This window comes from Thermococcus kodakarensis KOD1, assembly GCF_000009965.1.
GTDB classification, from domain to species: Archaea; Methanobacteriota_B; Thermococci; order Thermococcales; family Thermococcaceae; genus Thermococcus; species Thermococcus kodakarensis.
This window is the reverse complement of the sequence record NC_006624.1, coordinates 1,110,241-1,124,489: the sequence shown is the minus strand read 5'-3', so window position 1 is coordinate 1,124,489 and position 14,249 is coordinate 1,110,241. Positions and strand designations below refer to the sequence as shown.

The following is a 14,249-nucleotide window of genomic DNA, read 5'->3' as shown; positions in this document are numbered from 1 at the left end:
TTCCTTAGCTGTTACTGAAGACAGGTAGGCAAGTGGTGGGGAACTGTTATACCTTTCCGCCGGTAGTGGGGTCAGTTCTTTGGAACCCTGGCCGTTCGCGATGGGGAGGAGGTCAGCTTTTCTTCCTTCCATCCAAGAACCCTGGACTGATAGTGCATTTTCGGGAATATTGACAGCGGGTCAATTCCTCTCTTCCTTAAGAGGTGCCTAAGCTCGACCTCGTAGTCGCTCTTCTCAAGCTCCTCGCTCTCCCTTATCTCGACCTCAAAGAGCCTTCCAACGAGCTCGTTTATCGTCCTGTAGCCGAGGCCGAGGAGAGGCCTTATGTACGCCACCCCGAACCGATCCTCAAGTGAACGTGCCTTTGGCAGGTCGAGGTATGGAACTCTGTCGTCCCTTCTCGTTCCGTCACTAACCCTCTCAACATCAGGTTTCGAGGCCAGGGCCTCAAGAGCCTTTTCGTGGATGAACTGAATCGCCCTTCCGGGTCTTCCGTCTTCAACTGCCATTTCGGCGGCCCGCTCAAGGATCTCCCCTGAGAGCTTGAGAATTTCATGCTCGAAGCCAAGTCTTCTGGCCGTTTCCTCCGCGTACTTCCAGTTATCGAGCGTTCCGAAAGTTACGGTAACAAGCCTGACCTCATAGCCCAGCTTTGCTAAAATCCACGCCGCCAAGCTGGAGTCCTTGCCGCCCGAGTAGAGGTGGTATACCTTCATCATCTCACCTCTTTCCACTTATGCCGTCGTTTTTTAGCGGTTCTGTTAAGCCATTCCGTTTACGCAATCGATTTATAGGCGATGGAACCATTAACTTCGGTGGTGGAAATGGCGTTCCTTAAGGTTGTTCCGCTCGAGGAGGCAGTAAAGGTCATCGAGTCCTTTAACCTTGAACCGAAAGTCGAGAAAGTTTCGCTTGAACAGGCCCTTGGTCGGGTTCTTGCAGAGGACGTTGTGTCCCCAATAGACGTTCCCCCCTTTGACAGGGCCACCGTTGATGGCTACGCAGTTCGCGCTCAGGATACCTTCATGGCGAGCGAGAGCGAACCTGTTAAGCTGAAGGTCGTGGGTGAGATAAACGCGGGAGATACCCCTTCAATCCAGCTGAAGGAAGGGGAAGCAGTCTATATATCCACTGGTGCACCCCTTCCAGAGGGCGCCGATGCGGTCATTCAGTTCGAGGACGTTGACAGGGATGGGGACACCGTCATCATCTACAAGCCTGCCTATCCTGGCCTCGGAGTTATGAAGGCAGGGGCGGACATTCCAAAGGGCAAGCTTCTGCTGAAGAAAGGAACCAGGCTCGGCTTCAAGGAAACTGCCCTCCTTTCGGCGGTTGGTATCTCCGAAGTGCCGGTGTTTAAAAAACCAAAAGTTGCCGTGATAAGCACCGGAAATGAGATAATCCCACCAGGAGAAGAGCTCAAACCGGGCAAGATATACGACATCAACGGAAGGGCCATAACCGATGCCGTCAGGGAGCTTGGAGGGGAGGCGCTCTTCCTCGGCATAGCAAGGGACGACCGCGAGAGCTTGAAGAGCCTGATACTCGAGGGACTTGAGTGCTGTGATGTCGTCCTCCTCAGCGGTGGGGCAAGCGGGGGAATAAGGGATCTTACGAGCTCAATAATTGAGGAGCTTGGCAGGGTTTACATCCACGGGATAGCAATACAGCCCGGAAAGCCAACTATCATTGGGGAAATCAACGGCAAGCCGATCTTCGGGCTTCCAGGCTACCCAACGAGCTGTCTGACAAACTTCACGCTCCTCGTGGCACCGCTCCTGAGAAAGCTGATTGGAAGGAGTTCTGAAGTCAGAAAGGTCAAGAAGAGGCTCGCCCACAAGGTATTTTCCGTCAAGGGAAGGAGACAGTTCCTTCCGGTCAGGATTGAAGGGGAGAAAGCAGTGCCCATTTTGAAGGGCAGCGGCGCGGTGACAAGCTTTGTGGATGCTGATGGATTCATAGAAGTTCCAGAGACCGTTGAAATCCTCGAAGCTGGGGAAGAGGTTGAGGTCACGCTGTTTGGGTGACTCTCTACACTTTGGAGATACTGTACAACTGGCAGGCTGAGGCAAAGCCTAAATACTTCTTTTTCTCATCTTTTCCGGTGGTGAGAATGGGAGTCCAGATAGGTGAGCTGATACCGAGAAAGGAAATCGAGCTGGAAAGTCTCTACGGCAAGAAGGTTGCCATAGACGCCTTCAACGCCATGTACCAGTTCCTCTCAACCATAAGGCAGCGCGATGGAACTCCACTAATGGACTCACAGGGCAGGATCACTTCTCACCTCAGCGGCTTCTTCTACAGAACCATCAACCTGATGGAAGCTGGTATAAAGCCGGCCTACGTCTTCGACGGCAAGCCACCGGATTTCAAGAAGAGGGAGCTTGAAAAGAGGCGTGAGGCAAGGGAAGAAGCAGAGGAGAAGTGGTACGAGGCCCTTGAGAAGGGTGACCTTGAGGAGGCCAAGAAGTACGCGATGCGCGCCACGAGGGTGAACGAGGAGCTGATAAACGACGCCAAAAAGCTCCTTGAGCTCATGGGTATTCCAGTCGTTCAGGCCCCGAGTGAGGGAGAAGCTCAAGCGGCTTACATGGCCGCCAAAAAAGCTGTCTATGCCTCTGCAAGCCAGGACTACGACTCACTCCTCTTCGGTGCGCCGAGGCTCGTAAGGAACCTCACGATAACTGGGAGGAGAAAACTTCCCGGAAAGAACGTTTACGTCGAGGTCAAGCCGGAGCTGGTGGTTCTGGAAGAGGTTCTTAAGGAGCTCGGGATAGACAGGGAGAAGCTCATCGAGCTGGCCATTCTGGTCGGGACTGACTACAACCCTGGCGGAATAAAGGGGATAGGGCCGAAGAAAGCCTTAACAATCGTTAAGAGAACGAAAGACCCGCTGGCCAAGTACCAGAAGGAGAGCGACGTTGACCTCTACGCCATAAAGGAGTTCTTCCTAAATCCCCCTGTTACTGACGACTACGAGCTTAAGTGGCGCGAGCCGGACGAGGAAGGGATCCTAAAGTTCCTCTGCGACGAGCACGACTTCAGCGAGGAGCGCGTTAAGAACGGCCTCGAAAGGCTGAAAAAAGCGGTAAAAGCGGGAAAGCAGAGAACCCTAGAGAGCTGGTTCGGTCGATAGTCAGGCTATCGGAACCTTGAGGTTCAGCTTTTCTACCAGCTCTTTATACCTGTTCCTCACGGTAACCTCGGTGACCCTGGCAACCTCCGCCACTTCCCTCTGGGTCCTCTTCTCCCCTTCCATGAGGCTCGCGATATAGAGGGCGGCTGCCACCAATCCTGCTGGACTCTTTCCGCTAGTGAGGCCTCTCTGGTAGGCCTCTTCGAGGATCTCTATGGCCCTCCTCCTGACCTTCTCGCTGAGACCCAGCTCATCGGCGAACTTGTTCACGTAATCCGTGGGCTTGACGAAGAGCTTCTTTGGAGTGAGGTTCAGGTGCCTCGCTATGAAGCGGAAGCTCCTTCCAATCTCCTTCTTATCAACGCGAGAGACGTCGGCAATCTCATCAAGGGTTCTCGGGACCTTCAGAAGCCTGCAGGCGGCGTAAACACAGGCGGCTATGACGGCTTCTATGGAGCGTCCCCTTATGAGTCCTTTCCTCACTGCTTCACGGTAGAGCCTTGCGGCCTCTTCCTCGACGTGCTTCGGGAGGCTTAGATTGCTCGCGAGCCTATCAAGTTCGCTGAGGGCGAAGGCGAGGTTTCTCTCAGCGGCGTCGCTGACCCTGAGACGGGACTGCCACTTCCTCAGCCTGTACATCTTCTCGCGCATTAAGCCAGTTAGCGACCTGTCTATTCCAATGTCGGTGGAAAGTCCCTTGTCGTGGAGCAGTATGCTCTCGGGAGCACCGACGCGCGCCCTCTTCTCTCTCTGGCCCGGATCAAAGGCCCTCCACTCGGGGCCCTCATCGACCACGTTCTCCTCGATAACGTAACCGCAAACCTTACAGACTATTTCACCCCTGCTGGGGTCGTATATGAACTCCGTTGAGCCGCACACGGGACAGACTCTCTTCCCGCTCACTCAAACACCCCCGGCCGGCGGGCTGTTGGGCAAACCCCTTATAACCTTAACCTTCGGAAAGACGTACCTAACCAACCAGAGGATATCCTCCTTCTTGAAGGTTATCCTCTCAAGAACGCGAACATCGTCGTCTTCCTCAACTATGTTGGCATAGATCCACAGGAAGACGGGATCACCATCACTGCCGACGTGCTTGTTCTTGTAGAGTATATCGGCAGTCCCATCGTCGTTCTCCTTTATGGAGACGACCTTCCATGTGTCCAGACTTACCTCTCCCTTTTCGTCGAGGATTTTGATGATCAGGGAAGCGTCCATATGCGATCCCTTTACCACTTGATCTTAAAGTCTCTCCTCGTTCTGGCGTCTATCTCGGCCAGAATCCTCTTCAGCTTTGCGTCGTCTATTCTCTCCCTTATCTGCCCCGCCTGGTAGAGCTGAACCAGGAGAAGCTCAACCTGTCTCGCCAGTTCGGGTTTGACTAGTTTGACCCTTCCAAGCCTCTCCCTTGCTTCGGGTGTGAGGATTTTTCTCATTATTGCCTCCAGCTGCGCTTCCAGCTCCATCTCCCGCTTAAGGGCTTCTTCCTGGGCCTTCTGCTGTTCGAGGTACTTCTTCTGGAGCTCCATGAGCTTGCGCTTCCTGATCTCCTCTATGTCCTCCGCCATGTTCTCACCTCCAGGTTAAAATTGGAAGTCCCGTTAAAAAGGTATTGGGACGAAAAGCTTAAAGGGAGAATAACAACTCAAGAATGTAATAAACCCTTGATGTGGTGATTAAAATGAATCACTATAGAAAATTACTCGCTCTCATATCTGTTTTGATTGTACTCTCATCGCCCTGCGTGAGTGCCTACAGTACAGCCTGGTGTGAAAGCTGTCACCAGTTGCTTGTTGAGAACGACGGGCTTTTTGCGTACAATGGGAGCGAATTCCAAGATCTAACATGGAAGCTTGAAGCGGAGGAGCTGCCATACGAAGATGGAGACTTTTTATCCATTGTGGACACTCTGGAGGTTGCCAATGCCGGAAACCTAACCCTTATCTACTCTTACCCGTACGACGAACTCTACATGGGGGTGTACAACGGAAGTGTTCCCATAACCCTAAGGCCGGTGCTCCCCAATTACGTCGGCTATGCCCGCGATTTTCTGTTCTACAACGGGAGCATTTTTCTCGTTGTTAACTATGGGAGTGTTCCTCACTCAGCCAGCGACAGCGTTTTCAGGCTCGACCCAAAAACACTGAACGTTACCGGGGAGTGGGGCCTCTCGTGGGAGGCGAGGGACACGATAGCCCCCGAGAACGCGGGCATTACCCCCTACGCGTGGGTCAACCTCGGACTGGACAACAAAAACCGCCTGTGGGCCCGCGTAGATATGATCTTTCCGAACACTACCGTTTACTACCTCTACCACAACGGAGACTTCGAGCTTAAAAACGAGACCCCTGAGGGATTCCACATTCCTGAGGTTAAAGCGCCCTTCGATATTGCGGTTGAGGATGGAATCAGGTACGAGCCGCTCTCTTTCCTTCCGGAATACACTCCCACGAGGTATTTCTTGATCGCAAACGGCACGAAGAGGGACATCACAAAGGAAGTGCTAAAGTTGGCGTACTCGTCGAGACCGCTGAAGTCCCTCTACGGTTTCTGGTCGTGGGAGAAAAACGAGTGGGTGGTCTCGTTCAGGATGTACAACCTTCCAGTTGTGTACAGGGTTAGCGGAAAGTGCAGAGAAGCCCTCTATATAGATGGTCTCCCCATCGCTGAATACAACGATTCCTACGTCCTCCTGGGAAACGGAACCCTCTCCTGGAGAAACTACACCGTTGAAACCCCGAGGAAAACCTACTACTGGCTGGACTACCAGGAAGATGAAAACGTGTACCATCACGTTTGGGTTCAAGTTTACAGAAAGAACGACCACCCCCTTGTTGCCTTCTTGTGGGAGATACGACAGAACGGGACCACTACCGAGGGCTTCACTGCCTACGAGCTGACCGATGAGGGCTTCAAAATCTTCAACACGACGGATGAGAGGGAGCTGGGAAAGAACCTGATCCCCCCTAGATATATTCCCGTGAATGGCGAATACATCCCGAATAACGAAACTGGAACCCTTCAAATTGATCACGAGAATAATACTGCATTCATCATAAACAACGGCAGAAGGATACCCATTAGCTACGCCCTTGCGGATAAAACCGAAGCCGTTGTCGTGGGTAACAACACGTTTCTCCTTATCACCTGGAGAGATGCCTACATCGTCCCACCGTATTATGAACCCCTTAGCGTGCTCGGCCTCCCGCTTTGCTCAGATCTAAACACGGGAATGAGAGAGAACATCCCTAAGATATCGGTTCTAGCGGTGGTAGCTGTGATTCTGGTTGGCATAATTCTCTGGAGGTTGGAAACTAGATGAGCATGAGCTATCCAAATTCAGTACTTGGACTCTCAAAAAACATATGAGAAGAGAGCTCAGTACTTCTTGAGCTCGGGAATCTGCTCCTCAAGCTCCTTCTTGAGCTCTGTGGCGATCTTGTCGAGGAAGCTCTGGCCCTTCGGGGTAACGATTCTTCCCTCGCCCGGAACCTTCTGGACGAAGCCAGCGGCCTCAAGCTGCTGGAGTGCCTTCCTGATGATGCTTCCGCCGGCCTTGTAGAAGTGCTCCGGAGCGTGGCCGCGGTTCTTCCTGCCGCCGTACCAAGTCCTGAGCCTCTCGATTCCGACCGGGCCATCAATGTAGACCTTCCTGAAGACGCTGGCAACGCGGTAGTACCACCAGTCCTCCTGCTCGGGAAGTCTCTCCTTGTGCCTTCCGGTCTTGACGAACGGGGCCCACTCGGGCGGCTTTATCTCGGGAACCTCCTTCAGAGCCTTGGCAACCCTCTCGACGAGCAGGTCACCGGGAACGTCATAGACAGTCGCCATCTTTCAATCCCTCCCCTTCTTAAACTTCTTTCTGAAGTTAGCGATATCGAGCCTGACTTTCTGGACGGGTTTCTCCTCCCGCCTCTCAGCGGACGCCTTTCTTTCAAGGCGCCTTAAATACCTTTCCCAGCCTTCCCTCGGTTTGAACAATATAAACCTTTTGCCCCTGACGTCTATAAGCTCGCTGTCGGTGAGCTCCGCGACCCTCTCTGCTATGGCTTTTCTGTCCATTCCGGTTGAGATGAGCGCGCCCTTCCTTATCTCAACTTTCAGGATCCCATCCTTTTCAAGCTGGGTGTTTATCTCCTCGATGACACTCTCGGCTAACCCTTTCTTCCCAATCCACGCTCGCGGCTCTATGTCATAGTATCTCGCGCGGATGGCTCTTCTCACGCTACCAGGTAGTCTCTTCATAGTCTCTCACCTTCCACCCTCTTTGGAAATGGCTTTAAAAAGGTTGACCCTGGGTAACAAGGAAATGTAAAGAAGGCAAGCTCAGAAGAAGAGTATCACAGCGTCTCCAACGACCGCCGTCTCGACCTCTTCTCCCTCGCTGAAGACGGCCTTCCTGAGCACGATGTCGTCCTTGGTAAGTTCTACCTTCTGGCCATCGACCTCGAACTCGATCTTTCCGCTCTCCTTGAGTGCCTTTGCCACCTCTTCCGCGTTCTCTTTGAGGTAGGCGGTGATCTTCGGCACGAGCTTTCCATAGCGCGGTCCTACCGTCTTGAAGTTCGGCTTTATCTCGATTATCCTCTCTTCAAGCTCGGGCTCGCCCTTGATTATCTCAAGCTTCTCGATGTTCATGGTTCCAGCTATGTCTTTCTCTATGGTCTTGAGCACCTCGTAGGAATCGGTGGTGTAGATTGCCACGTGCTTGAGCTTGGCGTTGAGCGAGAGGCCGTGGCTGTTCTTGTAGCGTCTCATGGCGCCGACGATCTCGCGAGCGAGCTCTCCGAGCTTTTCAGCCTCCTCGTCAATCCTGGCCTCGCTGTACTTCGGCCACTCGAGTAGGTGGACGCTCTTGGCTCCAATCCTCTCGCGGAAGAGGTTCTGGTAGAGCTCCTCCGTGATGTGCGGCACGAACGGGGCCAGCAGGAGCATCACGTTGTAGAGCAGCTCGTAGAGGGCAGCCTTCGCCTTCAGCTTGCTCTCCTCGTCGTCGCCGTAGAGCCTGTACTTGATCATCTCAATGTAGTCATCCGCGACCTCGTGCCAGACGAAGGTTATCAGCTCCCTGGTGAGGAGGTTGAAGCGGTACTTCTCCATCTCCTCGGTCGCGAACTTGATAAGCCTGTGGAGCCTGCTGAGTATCCAGCGGTCGAGCGGTTCGAGCTCTTCTGGGGCGCTCGCCGGGTCAAAGTTCTCAAGGTGCCTCTCGGCGAAGCGATAGATGTTCCAGACCTTCTGGAGGAAGCGGTAGTTGTAGTCAACGGTCTCCCATTTGAACGGGTGGTCCTCTCCGGGCGGCGCTAAAGCCGTCCAGAGCCTTAGAGCGTCAGCGCCGTACTTTGGAATGACCTCGTCCGGGGCAACCACGTTGCCATAGCTCTTGCTCATCTTCCTTCCGTCCGGTCCGGCGACCATACCGTTGATGAGGATGTCGTGCCAGGGCTTCTCGCCGGTGAGAACCCACGTTCTGAATATTGTGTAGAACGCCCACGTTCTTATGATGTCCGTTCCCTGCGGCCTCAGAGCCGTTGGGAAGTTGTGCTCGAACCACTTCTTACCCTCTTCGTCGCCCTTAATGGCCTCGTGCCACTTGGTGATTATGAGCGGGGTTATGCTCGAGTCGACCCAGCAGTCGAGGACGTCAGTTACAGGCTTTGGCTCGCTCCCGTCGGAGCACTTCCTCGGGGGCTTCTCAAAGCGCGGGTCAACTGGCAGATCTTCCTCGTTCGGCAGGATTATCTCGCCGTTATCGCAGACCCAGAATGGTATCGGCGTTCCAAAGACCCTCTGCCTGCTGATGACCCAGTCCCAGTCCATTGACTCCGCCCAGTCCTTCAGGCGGAGGAACATGTCCGGTGGGTACCAGTTTATCTGCTCGGCAACCTTGACGATTTCATCCGTGAAATCTTTCACCTTGATGAACCACTGCTTCTTCGGCAGGAGCTCGATGGGAGCCATACAGGAGCTCCTCTCGGTGTGGCGGAGGACCCTGTGCCTTATCTTCTCCTTCTTGTAGAGGAGACCCATCTTTTCAAGGTCTTCGGCTATCTTCTTCCTGGCTTCCTCTGTCTTAAGCCCTGCATAGGGCCCGGCGTTCTCGTTCATCGTTCCGTCCTCGTTGATAGCTATGATGACCGGAAGGTTGTAGCGCTTCTGCCAGACGACGTCCTGCTCGTCGCCGTAGGTACAGTTGTAGACAGCACCAGTTCCAAAGCTCGGGTCAACGTCCTCGTCGGCCAGAACGGGAACTTCCCTCTCGAATATCGGGAGCTTCACTTTCTTGCCGACAACATGCTTGTAGCGCTCGTCCTCAGGGTGGACGAAAACTGCCACACAGGCGGGCATGAGTTCTGGCCTGGTGGTGGCTATCGGCACGTGACCGCTTCCATCGGCGAGCGGGAGCTTGATGTAGTAGAGGAAGCCATCCTCTTCCACATAGCCGACCTCTGCCTTGGCAAGACTCGTCCTGCAGCGCGGGCACCAATAGACTGGGTGCTCCGCCTGGTAGAGCATTCCCTTCTTGTAGAACTCGATGAGGGACTTCTGGACAGCTGCCTTGTACCAGTCGTCCATCGTGTGGTACTCGAGGTCCCAGTCGGCGGAATAGCCTATCCTTATGAACTGGTTCCTCATCGCCTCTATGGCCTGCCAGGTCCATTCGATACACTTCTGGAGGAACTTCTCTGGCTGGTCCTTGCTTATGCCGAACTCCTTCTCGACCTTCAGCTCTGTTGGAAGGCCGTGGTTGTCGAAGCCCTGCGGGAAGAGCACGTTGTAGCCGGTCATCCTCTTGTATCTGGCTATGATGTCGATCCAGGTGTGGCTGAGAACGTGGCCGAGGTGGAGCGTTCCGCTCGTGAACGGTGGGGGCGTATCAATCGCGTAGCTCGGCTTCTTTTCGTCGAGCTCGTACTTGTATATCTTCTCATCGAGCCAGAACTTCTGCCACTTGGGCTCAATCTCGTTGGGGTCGTAGTTTTTAGGAAGCATGGGCATCACCCTTTGGTTTTTCTGAAGATGGGATAACCTCAGAAGGGCCTTTTAAAAACCTTAGCCGCGGTGGTGCCAGAGCTTGAGCTAACCCAGAAGGGCGGAACGCCTGGAATTCAGGGGTTGAAATAGGTGTTACGGTGGACGATAGGCACCACCAGGGTATAGAAATGGCCAGCGTATTTAAAAAAGTTTGGGTCACTTCACGGCCACCAGCCAGTACCTCCTGTCGCTGGGGGCGATGTCCCTCCTCAGGTTCCCGTAGATTTTGACCTCGCTGAAGTACTGCTCTGCCAGAAGCCTCATCTCCCTCGGCGTGTAGATATTGAGTTCGTCATCGACGAAAAACGCCTTTGTCTCTCCGTTCGGCATGATTATTTGCACGAGTCTCTTGAAGCGGAGCTTTTGAACGGCCGGCTCAACCTCCCGCCAGTCGGTTATCACGAGCCTTTCATCTCCCCTCCTTTCGTCCCACACTATCGGGCCATCGTTCCCGCCGTAGAACCAGCATGGGAAGTCAGCTATGAAGACCCCTCCTGGCCTCAGCGTCCTCCTTACAGAATTAAATAATTCCCGAATTGCAGAATCATCGAAATACATGATTGAAGAGAAGAACATCGTAACAGCGTCGAACTCTTCCTCAAAGCTTATATCCAGGGCGTTGCCCCGGATGAACTTGACGTTCAAACCCCGAGCCTCTGCCTTCCGCCTCGCAACCCTCAACATCTCCTCGTGCAGGTCGAGACCGAGGACCTCGTAGCCCCTCTCGGCAAGTTCGAGCGTTGGGATCCCAGTCCCGCAGGCCAGGTCGAGAACGCGCTTTACCTCTCTCTTCGCGTCCTCCCTAAAGATTTCCTCGACGAAGTCAATCTCTTCCTTAACCCTCTCGGCTCTACTTTTGTAGATTGTGTCGTAGTATTCAGCTAGCACCGTGTAGAGCTCGTGCACGTAGACCACCAAGAGGTGAAGGATAGTTCGAATATTAAATTTTCACCCTCAGATCTAAGTCCAAATCCGCTTTTCTTTTTGCTGAATACTATGATGGTCATGTGATCAGAGAAAAAATACATGCTCATGGATAACATCTAACTTTGGAGCTAGGTTGTTACGAAACATTTTAAAACGTAACAACAGAGGTTGTGGCGGTGGCAGAAGAATGAAGAAAATATTGATGCTCATCGAATTATCTGAGAGAAACGCGATAGGACGACCCGTTCGAATTACGATAAGAGAACTTGCTGATGCCCTTAATACGTCCCCCCAGACTGTTCTCCGTCTCCTTGCGGAGCTTGAGGATGAGGGACTGATAGAGCGAAAGACGGAGGGAAGGAGAACATATATTGAGATTCTCCCAAAGGGTCTAGATTTCCTTCAGGATATCTGCGACAAAATATCAAACGCACTATCAAAGGGAGTGATAGTGGGTGAAGTCGTGTCGGGACTTGGGGAAGGTGCTTATTATGTAAGGCAGTACGAACCCCTTATCGAGGAGTACCTTGGATTTAAGCCGTTTCCAGGCACTTTGAACGTTAAAATTCTGTTTCCCAAGACTGTGCTTGATGCAGTTTGCAATATTAGGCCGGTAATAATCCCTGGCTTCGTCAAAGATGGCCGGACTTTTGGTGATGTTAAGGCGTATCCCGTTATGATAGGTGGGATCAAGGGGGCTATAGTCGTTCCTTCTCGAACCATACATCCCCCCAGGATAGCCGAGATAATTGCACCGGTGAATTTGAGGGAGGCGCTGAAGCTTAAGGACGGGGACAGGGTAAGACTTGAGGTAATCCAATGAACGCAAGGTTGAACGCTGTTCTGGCCTACTCTGGGTTGGGGGGCCTTTTTGGATTCTTGGTTGTTTTCTTTGGATACGCTGCAAGCAGGGATTACATGGCCTACTCCATACTTCTGGGTGCGGCTGTGGGTGTTGTGCTTGGGATGTACCTCGGGCCAGCGGGATTTAGGGTCGCTCCCGCGGCTTCCTTAATGGGGGGTGGTTTTCACTGCCGTGCTCGTACTTTCCTGGGCTTATGGGGGCGGAGTGAAAAGCTTTGACTACATTCTTGCGGTTCTGGCTTTGATGGCTGCCTTTGTGATAAAGCCCTCCGATTTAAACGATGCACTGTTGGGTTTTTCCAATTATGCGGGCGGATTTGCGGTTGTTCTCTTTTTATTCAGGAGTTTTGAGCCTTTTCAGGGGGTCGAGGGCGGCCTCTTCTCGGTGATAAAGAGTAGTGGACGTGTGGCGCTCTTCTTGGTGTTGGGTTCTATGATGCGATGGGGTTTAGGGGCATTCCAAAAGACAACGTTTAAATACGTCCATTGCTAACCTGCCCTGGTGATTGCAATGGTGATGAGGCTTTCAGCAATATACGGCAAGCAGATATATAATACAAAGGGCAACTACGTCGGTTACGTTGATGAGGTTCTAATAGAGATAGACCAGGGCTGCGGCAGGGTGCTGGCACTTGTGCTTCCTGGTGAAAAAGTTGGGGTTCCCTACGACCGCGTTACTGCCATTGGGGATATAATACTCGTAAGGGCAAAAGAGGAGTGATCCTTGGAATCAAATAAATGAAAAGGGTTGTTCTCTCTTCCTTTAGCCTTCCTTTATGTTCAGTGCCTCAAGGAATTTTTCCGTTATAGCTTCCTCTGCGAGCCTAAGGAGGGAGTTCTTGTCTTTGGCCAGCTTGAAAAGTCCGAGCGGAATTCTTGCGCCCCCTGCGCGGGCATGGCCGCCACCGCTGCCGATTTCCCCAAATGCCTCTTTCATGACTTTCCCTATGTTAACGCGGACATCCCGAGTCCTGGCCGACATCTCTATGTAGTCCTCAACTATGCCAAAGACCAGAACTGTTGTTATCCCTTCCAGCCTAAGGAGGAAGTCCGCCGCTTCTGCCAGGGCGTCTCTGTTCTTTATGAAGCCAACGTTGCTGATAACGACGTTCTTGTACATCCTGCGGTTCAGTATTGCCCTCGCGAGTATTTCAGCTGTTTCGGTGCTTATGTCGGGGTGCTCTATTTTATCGAGAATCTCATAATCGACCTTTCCTGCGAGGAACTCGATAGCTTTTAAATCAACCGGGCTGAGCTTGGAGAACTTCTTTGTGTCCACGTATATTCCGTAGAATAGGGCGGTAGCTAAAGCCGGAGTCAAAGGATAGTTCATGCCCCTGAGGTACTCTACAAGGATAGAGGATGCCGAATTTACTTCTGGACGGATATCCGTGAACGCATCTTCGGGCAATAACTCACTCAAATGCTGGAGAACCTGGTGGTGGTCTATCACTATCTTGATTCTCTCAAGGTCAGCTTCTTCGAGAATGGTCAGATTGCCGTTTGGCTGGCAGTCAACGAGGGCAAGGAAAGGCATCCTCTTTATCTCATACGATCCCCGTGAAACTTTGGTGAGTTCAATTCCAAGTAGGTTTATGAAAGCTCTGTTTTCGTGGTGGGTTATCTCACCACCGTGGAAAATCTTTGTTTTAAACCCGAGAGTCTGGGCAATAGCTGCCAGGGCCGTGGCGCTCGCTATTGAATCTGGATCCGGGTTGTCGTGCATTATTATTCCCAGTGTATCGGCGGACTCTCTAAGCTCCCTTAACTTTTTGAGGAGAAGGTTCAGGTTCTTCTTTTCACCAATGCGGTGTATGACAGCCAGGAGGGCATCCCTAATGGCATCCATGGGGGTTATTGCGTAGTCAATGTTTAAATCGGCCTCGAAAGAGGCTTTTAAGTCCTCTTTAATGCTCTCAATAGTTGTGCCATCGGGTAAAACTGTAACGATTGGGATGTTCTTGCTGTTGCTTCTCACGACATAAACAGTTTTTTTGATGGTTTCGAGATCCATCGTAGTTATTACGAGCAGGTCCGCTTTGTCGATGCCTGCCTTCAGTAGTGTGGCAGTGTATGAGAAGTCTCCGTGGACTACATTTAACCCGCCTTCGCTCAGAGTTTGAGCTCTTAGCTCGTCTTTCTCTATGATAGTAACCTCAAATTCACCGCGGAGTGCCTCTGCTATCAGACGCCCCAGGATGCCCCCTCCAAGTATTAGTATCCTCATCAGCATCACCCTAGTCGGACAATAATGTTTAAATAGTTACCCTGGTACACTATGAAGTGA

Annotated in this window: 15 protein-coding genes; 6 read left to right on the top strand and 9 right to left on the bottom strand. The window is 52.5% G+C overall.

Annotated features, from left to right (window positions below; translation table 11 throughout):
• Nucleotides 1-71: 71 nt before the first annotated feature.
• The gene (locus TK_RS06345) at nt 72-716 is read right to left on the bottom strand and encodes a DUF7411 family protein (protein WP_048053718.1); all 645 of its coding nucleotides are present in this window, start codon (nt 714-716) and stop codon (nt 72-74) included.
• Nucleotides 717-824: 108 nt separating this feature from the next.
• Between TK_RS06345 and glp the strand changes: the two genes are divergently transcribed.
• Both glp and fen read left to right on the top strand, forming a co-directional pair.
• On the top strand, nt 825-2,027 hold the full coding sequence (glp, locus tag TK_RS06340) for a molybdenum cofactor synthesis domain-containing protein (RefSeq protein WP_011250233.1): 1,203 nt from the start codon (nt 825-827) through the stop codon (nt 2,025-2,027).
• 86 nt (nt 2,028-2,113) lie between these two features.
• Nucleotides 2,114-3,136 (top strand): flap endonuclease-1, encoded by a 1,023-nt coding sequence (gene fen, locus TK_RS06335; protein WP_011250232.1) that lies wholly within the window; start codon nt 2,114-2,116, stop codon nt 3,134-3,136.
• On the opposite strand, the gene TK_RS06330 is transcribed toward fen, so the two are convergent.
• The 3 genes from TK_RS06330 to TK_RS06320 are packed head-to-tail and all read right to left on the bottom strand — an operon-like array spanning nt 3,137 to nt 4,704.
• Entirely contained in the window at nt 3,137-4,039 is a 903-nt protein-coding gene (locus TK_RS06330) for a transcription initiation factor IIB (RefSeq protein WP_011250231.1), read from the bottom strand.
• Nucleotides 4,040-4,354, bottom strand: coding sequence for a hypothetical protein (locus TK_RS06325; protein ID WP_048053717.1), 315 nt, complete (start codon nt 4,352-4,354; stop codon nt 4,040-4,042).
• Between the two features lie 11 nt (nt 4,355-4,365).
• A complete protein-coding gene (locus TK_RS06320; protein WP_011250229.1) occupies nt 4,366-4,704 on the bottom strand; it encodes a DNA-binding protein in 339 nt (112 codons plus the stop codon).
• 218 nt (nt 4,705-4,922) lie between these two features.
• Here TK_RS06320 and TK_RS06315 point away from each other — a divergent pair, with 218 nt between their 5' ends.
• On the top strand, nt 4,923-6,458 hold the full coding sequence (locus TK_RS06315) for a hypothetical protein (RefSeq protein WP_052273629.1): 1,536 nt from the start codon (nt 4,923-4,925) through the stop codon (nt 6,456-6,458).
• A 56-nt stretch (nt 6,459-6,514) separates the two neighbouring features.
• Here TK_RS06315 and TK_RS06310 read toward each other — a convergent pair whose 3' ends face one another.
• From TK_RS06310 to TK_RS06295, 4 genes are all read right to left on the bottom strand, one after another.
• Complete coding sequence (locus TK_RS06310) at nt 6,515-6,967, bottom strand: 30S ribosomal protein S19e (RefSeq protein WP_011250227.1); 453 nt, start codon at nt 6,965-6,967, stop codon at nt 6,515-6,517.
• A 3-nt stretch (nt 6,968-6,970) separates the two neighbouring features.
• Complete coding sequence (locus tag TK_RS06305; protein WP_011250226.1) at nt 6,971-7,381, bottom strand: YhbY family RNA-binding protein; 411 nt, start codon at nt 7,379-7,381, stop codon at nt 6,971-6,973.
• An 81-nt stretch (nt 7,382-7,462) separates the two neighbouring features.
• Nucleotides 7,463-10,129 carry a valine--tRNA ligase gene (locus TK_RS06300; protein ID WP_011250225.1) on the bottom strand — a complete coding sequence of 889 codons (2,667 nt, stop codon included), beginning with the start codon at nt 10,127-10,129 and terminating at the stop codon, nt 7,463-7,465.
• A 198-nt stretch (nt 10,130-10,327) separates the two neighbouring features.
• Nucleotides 10,328-11,077, bottom strand: a complete 750-nt coding sequence (locus tag TK_RS06295; RefSeq protein WP_011250224.1) for a class I SAM-dependent methyltransferase — start codon at nt 11,075-11,077, stop codon at nt 10,328-10,330.
• Nucleotides 11,078-11,285: 208 nt separating this feature from the next.
• On the opposite strand from TK_RS06295, the gene TK_RS06290 reads away from it, so the two are divergent.
• From TK_RS06290 to TK_RS06275, 3 genes are all read left to right on the top strand, one after another.
• A complete protein-coding gene (locus TK_RS06290; RefSeq protein ID WP_011250223.1) occupies nt 11,286-11,921 on the top strand; it encodes a DUF120 domain-containing protein in 636 nt (211 codons plus the stop codon).
• Nucleotides 11,922-12,134: 213 nt separating this feature from the next.
• A complete protein-coding gene (locus TK_RS06280) occupies nt 12,135-12,455 on the top strand; it encodes a hypothetical protein (protein ID WP_143598690.1) in 321 nt (106 codons plus the stop codon).
• An 18-nt stretch (nt 12,456-12,473) separates the two neighbouring features.
• Nucleotides 12,474-12,683, top strand: coding sequence for a PRC-barrel domain-containing protein (locus TK_RS06275; RefSeq protein WP_011250221.1), 210 nt, complete (start codon nt 12,474-12,476; stop codon nt 12,681-12,683).
• Between the two features lie 42 nt (nt 12,684-12,725).
• Here the strand turns inward: TK_RS06275 and TK_RS06270 are convergent, their stop codons facing one another.
• The gene (locus TK_RS06270) at nt 12,726-14,189 is read right to left on the bottom strand and encodes a DHH family phosphoesterase (protein ID WP_011250220.1); all 1,464 of its coding nucleotides are present in this window, start codon (nt 14,187-14,189) and stop codon (nt 12,726-12,728) included.
• Nucleotides 14,190-14,249: the final 60 nt, after the last annotated feature.

Bases quoted from the DNA above. Each gene is read 5' to 3' on its own strand.
- TK_RS06310 (WP_011250227.1), bottom strand. From the start codon at position 6,967: ATGGCGACTGTCTATGACGTTCCCGGTGACCTGCTCGTCGAGAGGGTT.
- TK_RS06290 (WP_011250223.1), top strand. From the start codon at position 11,286: ATGAAGAAAATATTGATGCTCATCGAATTATCTGAGAGAAACGCGATA.
- glp (WP_011250233.1), top strand. From the start codon at position 825: ATGGCGTTCCTTAAGGTTGTTCCGCTCGAGGAGGCAGTAAAGGTCATC.
- TK_RS06275 (WP_011250221.1), top strand. From the start codon at position 12,474: ATGGTGATGAGGCTTTCAGCAATATACGGCAAGCAGATATATAATACA.
- fen (WP_011250232.1), top strand. From the start codon at position 2,114: ATGGGAGTCCAGATAGGTGAGCTGATACCGAGAAAGGAAATCGAGCTG.
- TK_RS06270 (WP_011250220.1), bottom strand. From the start codon at position 14,189: ATGAGGATACTAATACTTGGAGGGGGCATCCTGGGGCGTCTGATAGCA.
- TK_RS06325 (WP_048053717.1), bottom strand. From the start codon at position 4,354: ATGGACGCTTCCCTGATCATCAAAATCCTCGACGAAAAGGGAGAGGTA.
- TK_RS06300 (WP_011250225.1), bottom strand. From the start codon at position 10,129: ATGCTTCCTAAAAACTACGACCCCAACGAGATTGAGCCCAAGTGGCAG.
- TK_RS06305 (WP_011250226.1), bottom strand. From the start codon at position 7,381: ATGAAGAGACTACCTGGTAGCGTGAGAAGAGCCATCCGCGCGAGATAC.
- TK_RS06320 (WP_011250229.1), bottom strand. From the start codon at position 4,704: ATGGCGGAGGACATAGAGGAGATCAGGAAGCGCAAGCTCATGGAGCTC.
- TK_RS06345 (WP_048053718.1), bottom strand. From the start codon at position 716: ATGAAGGTATACCACCTCTACTCGGGCGGCAAGGACTCCAGCTTGGCG.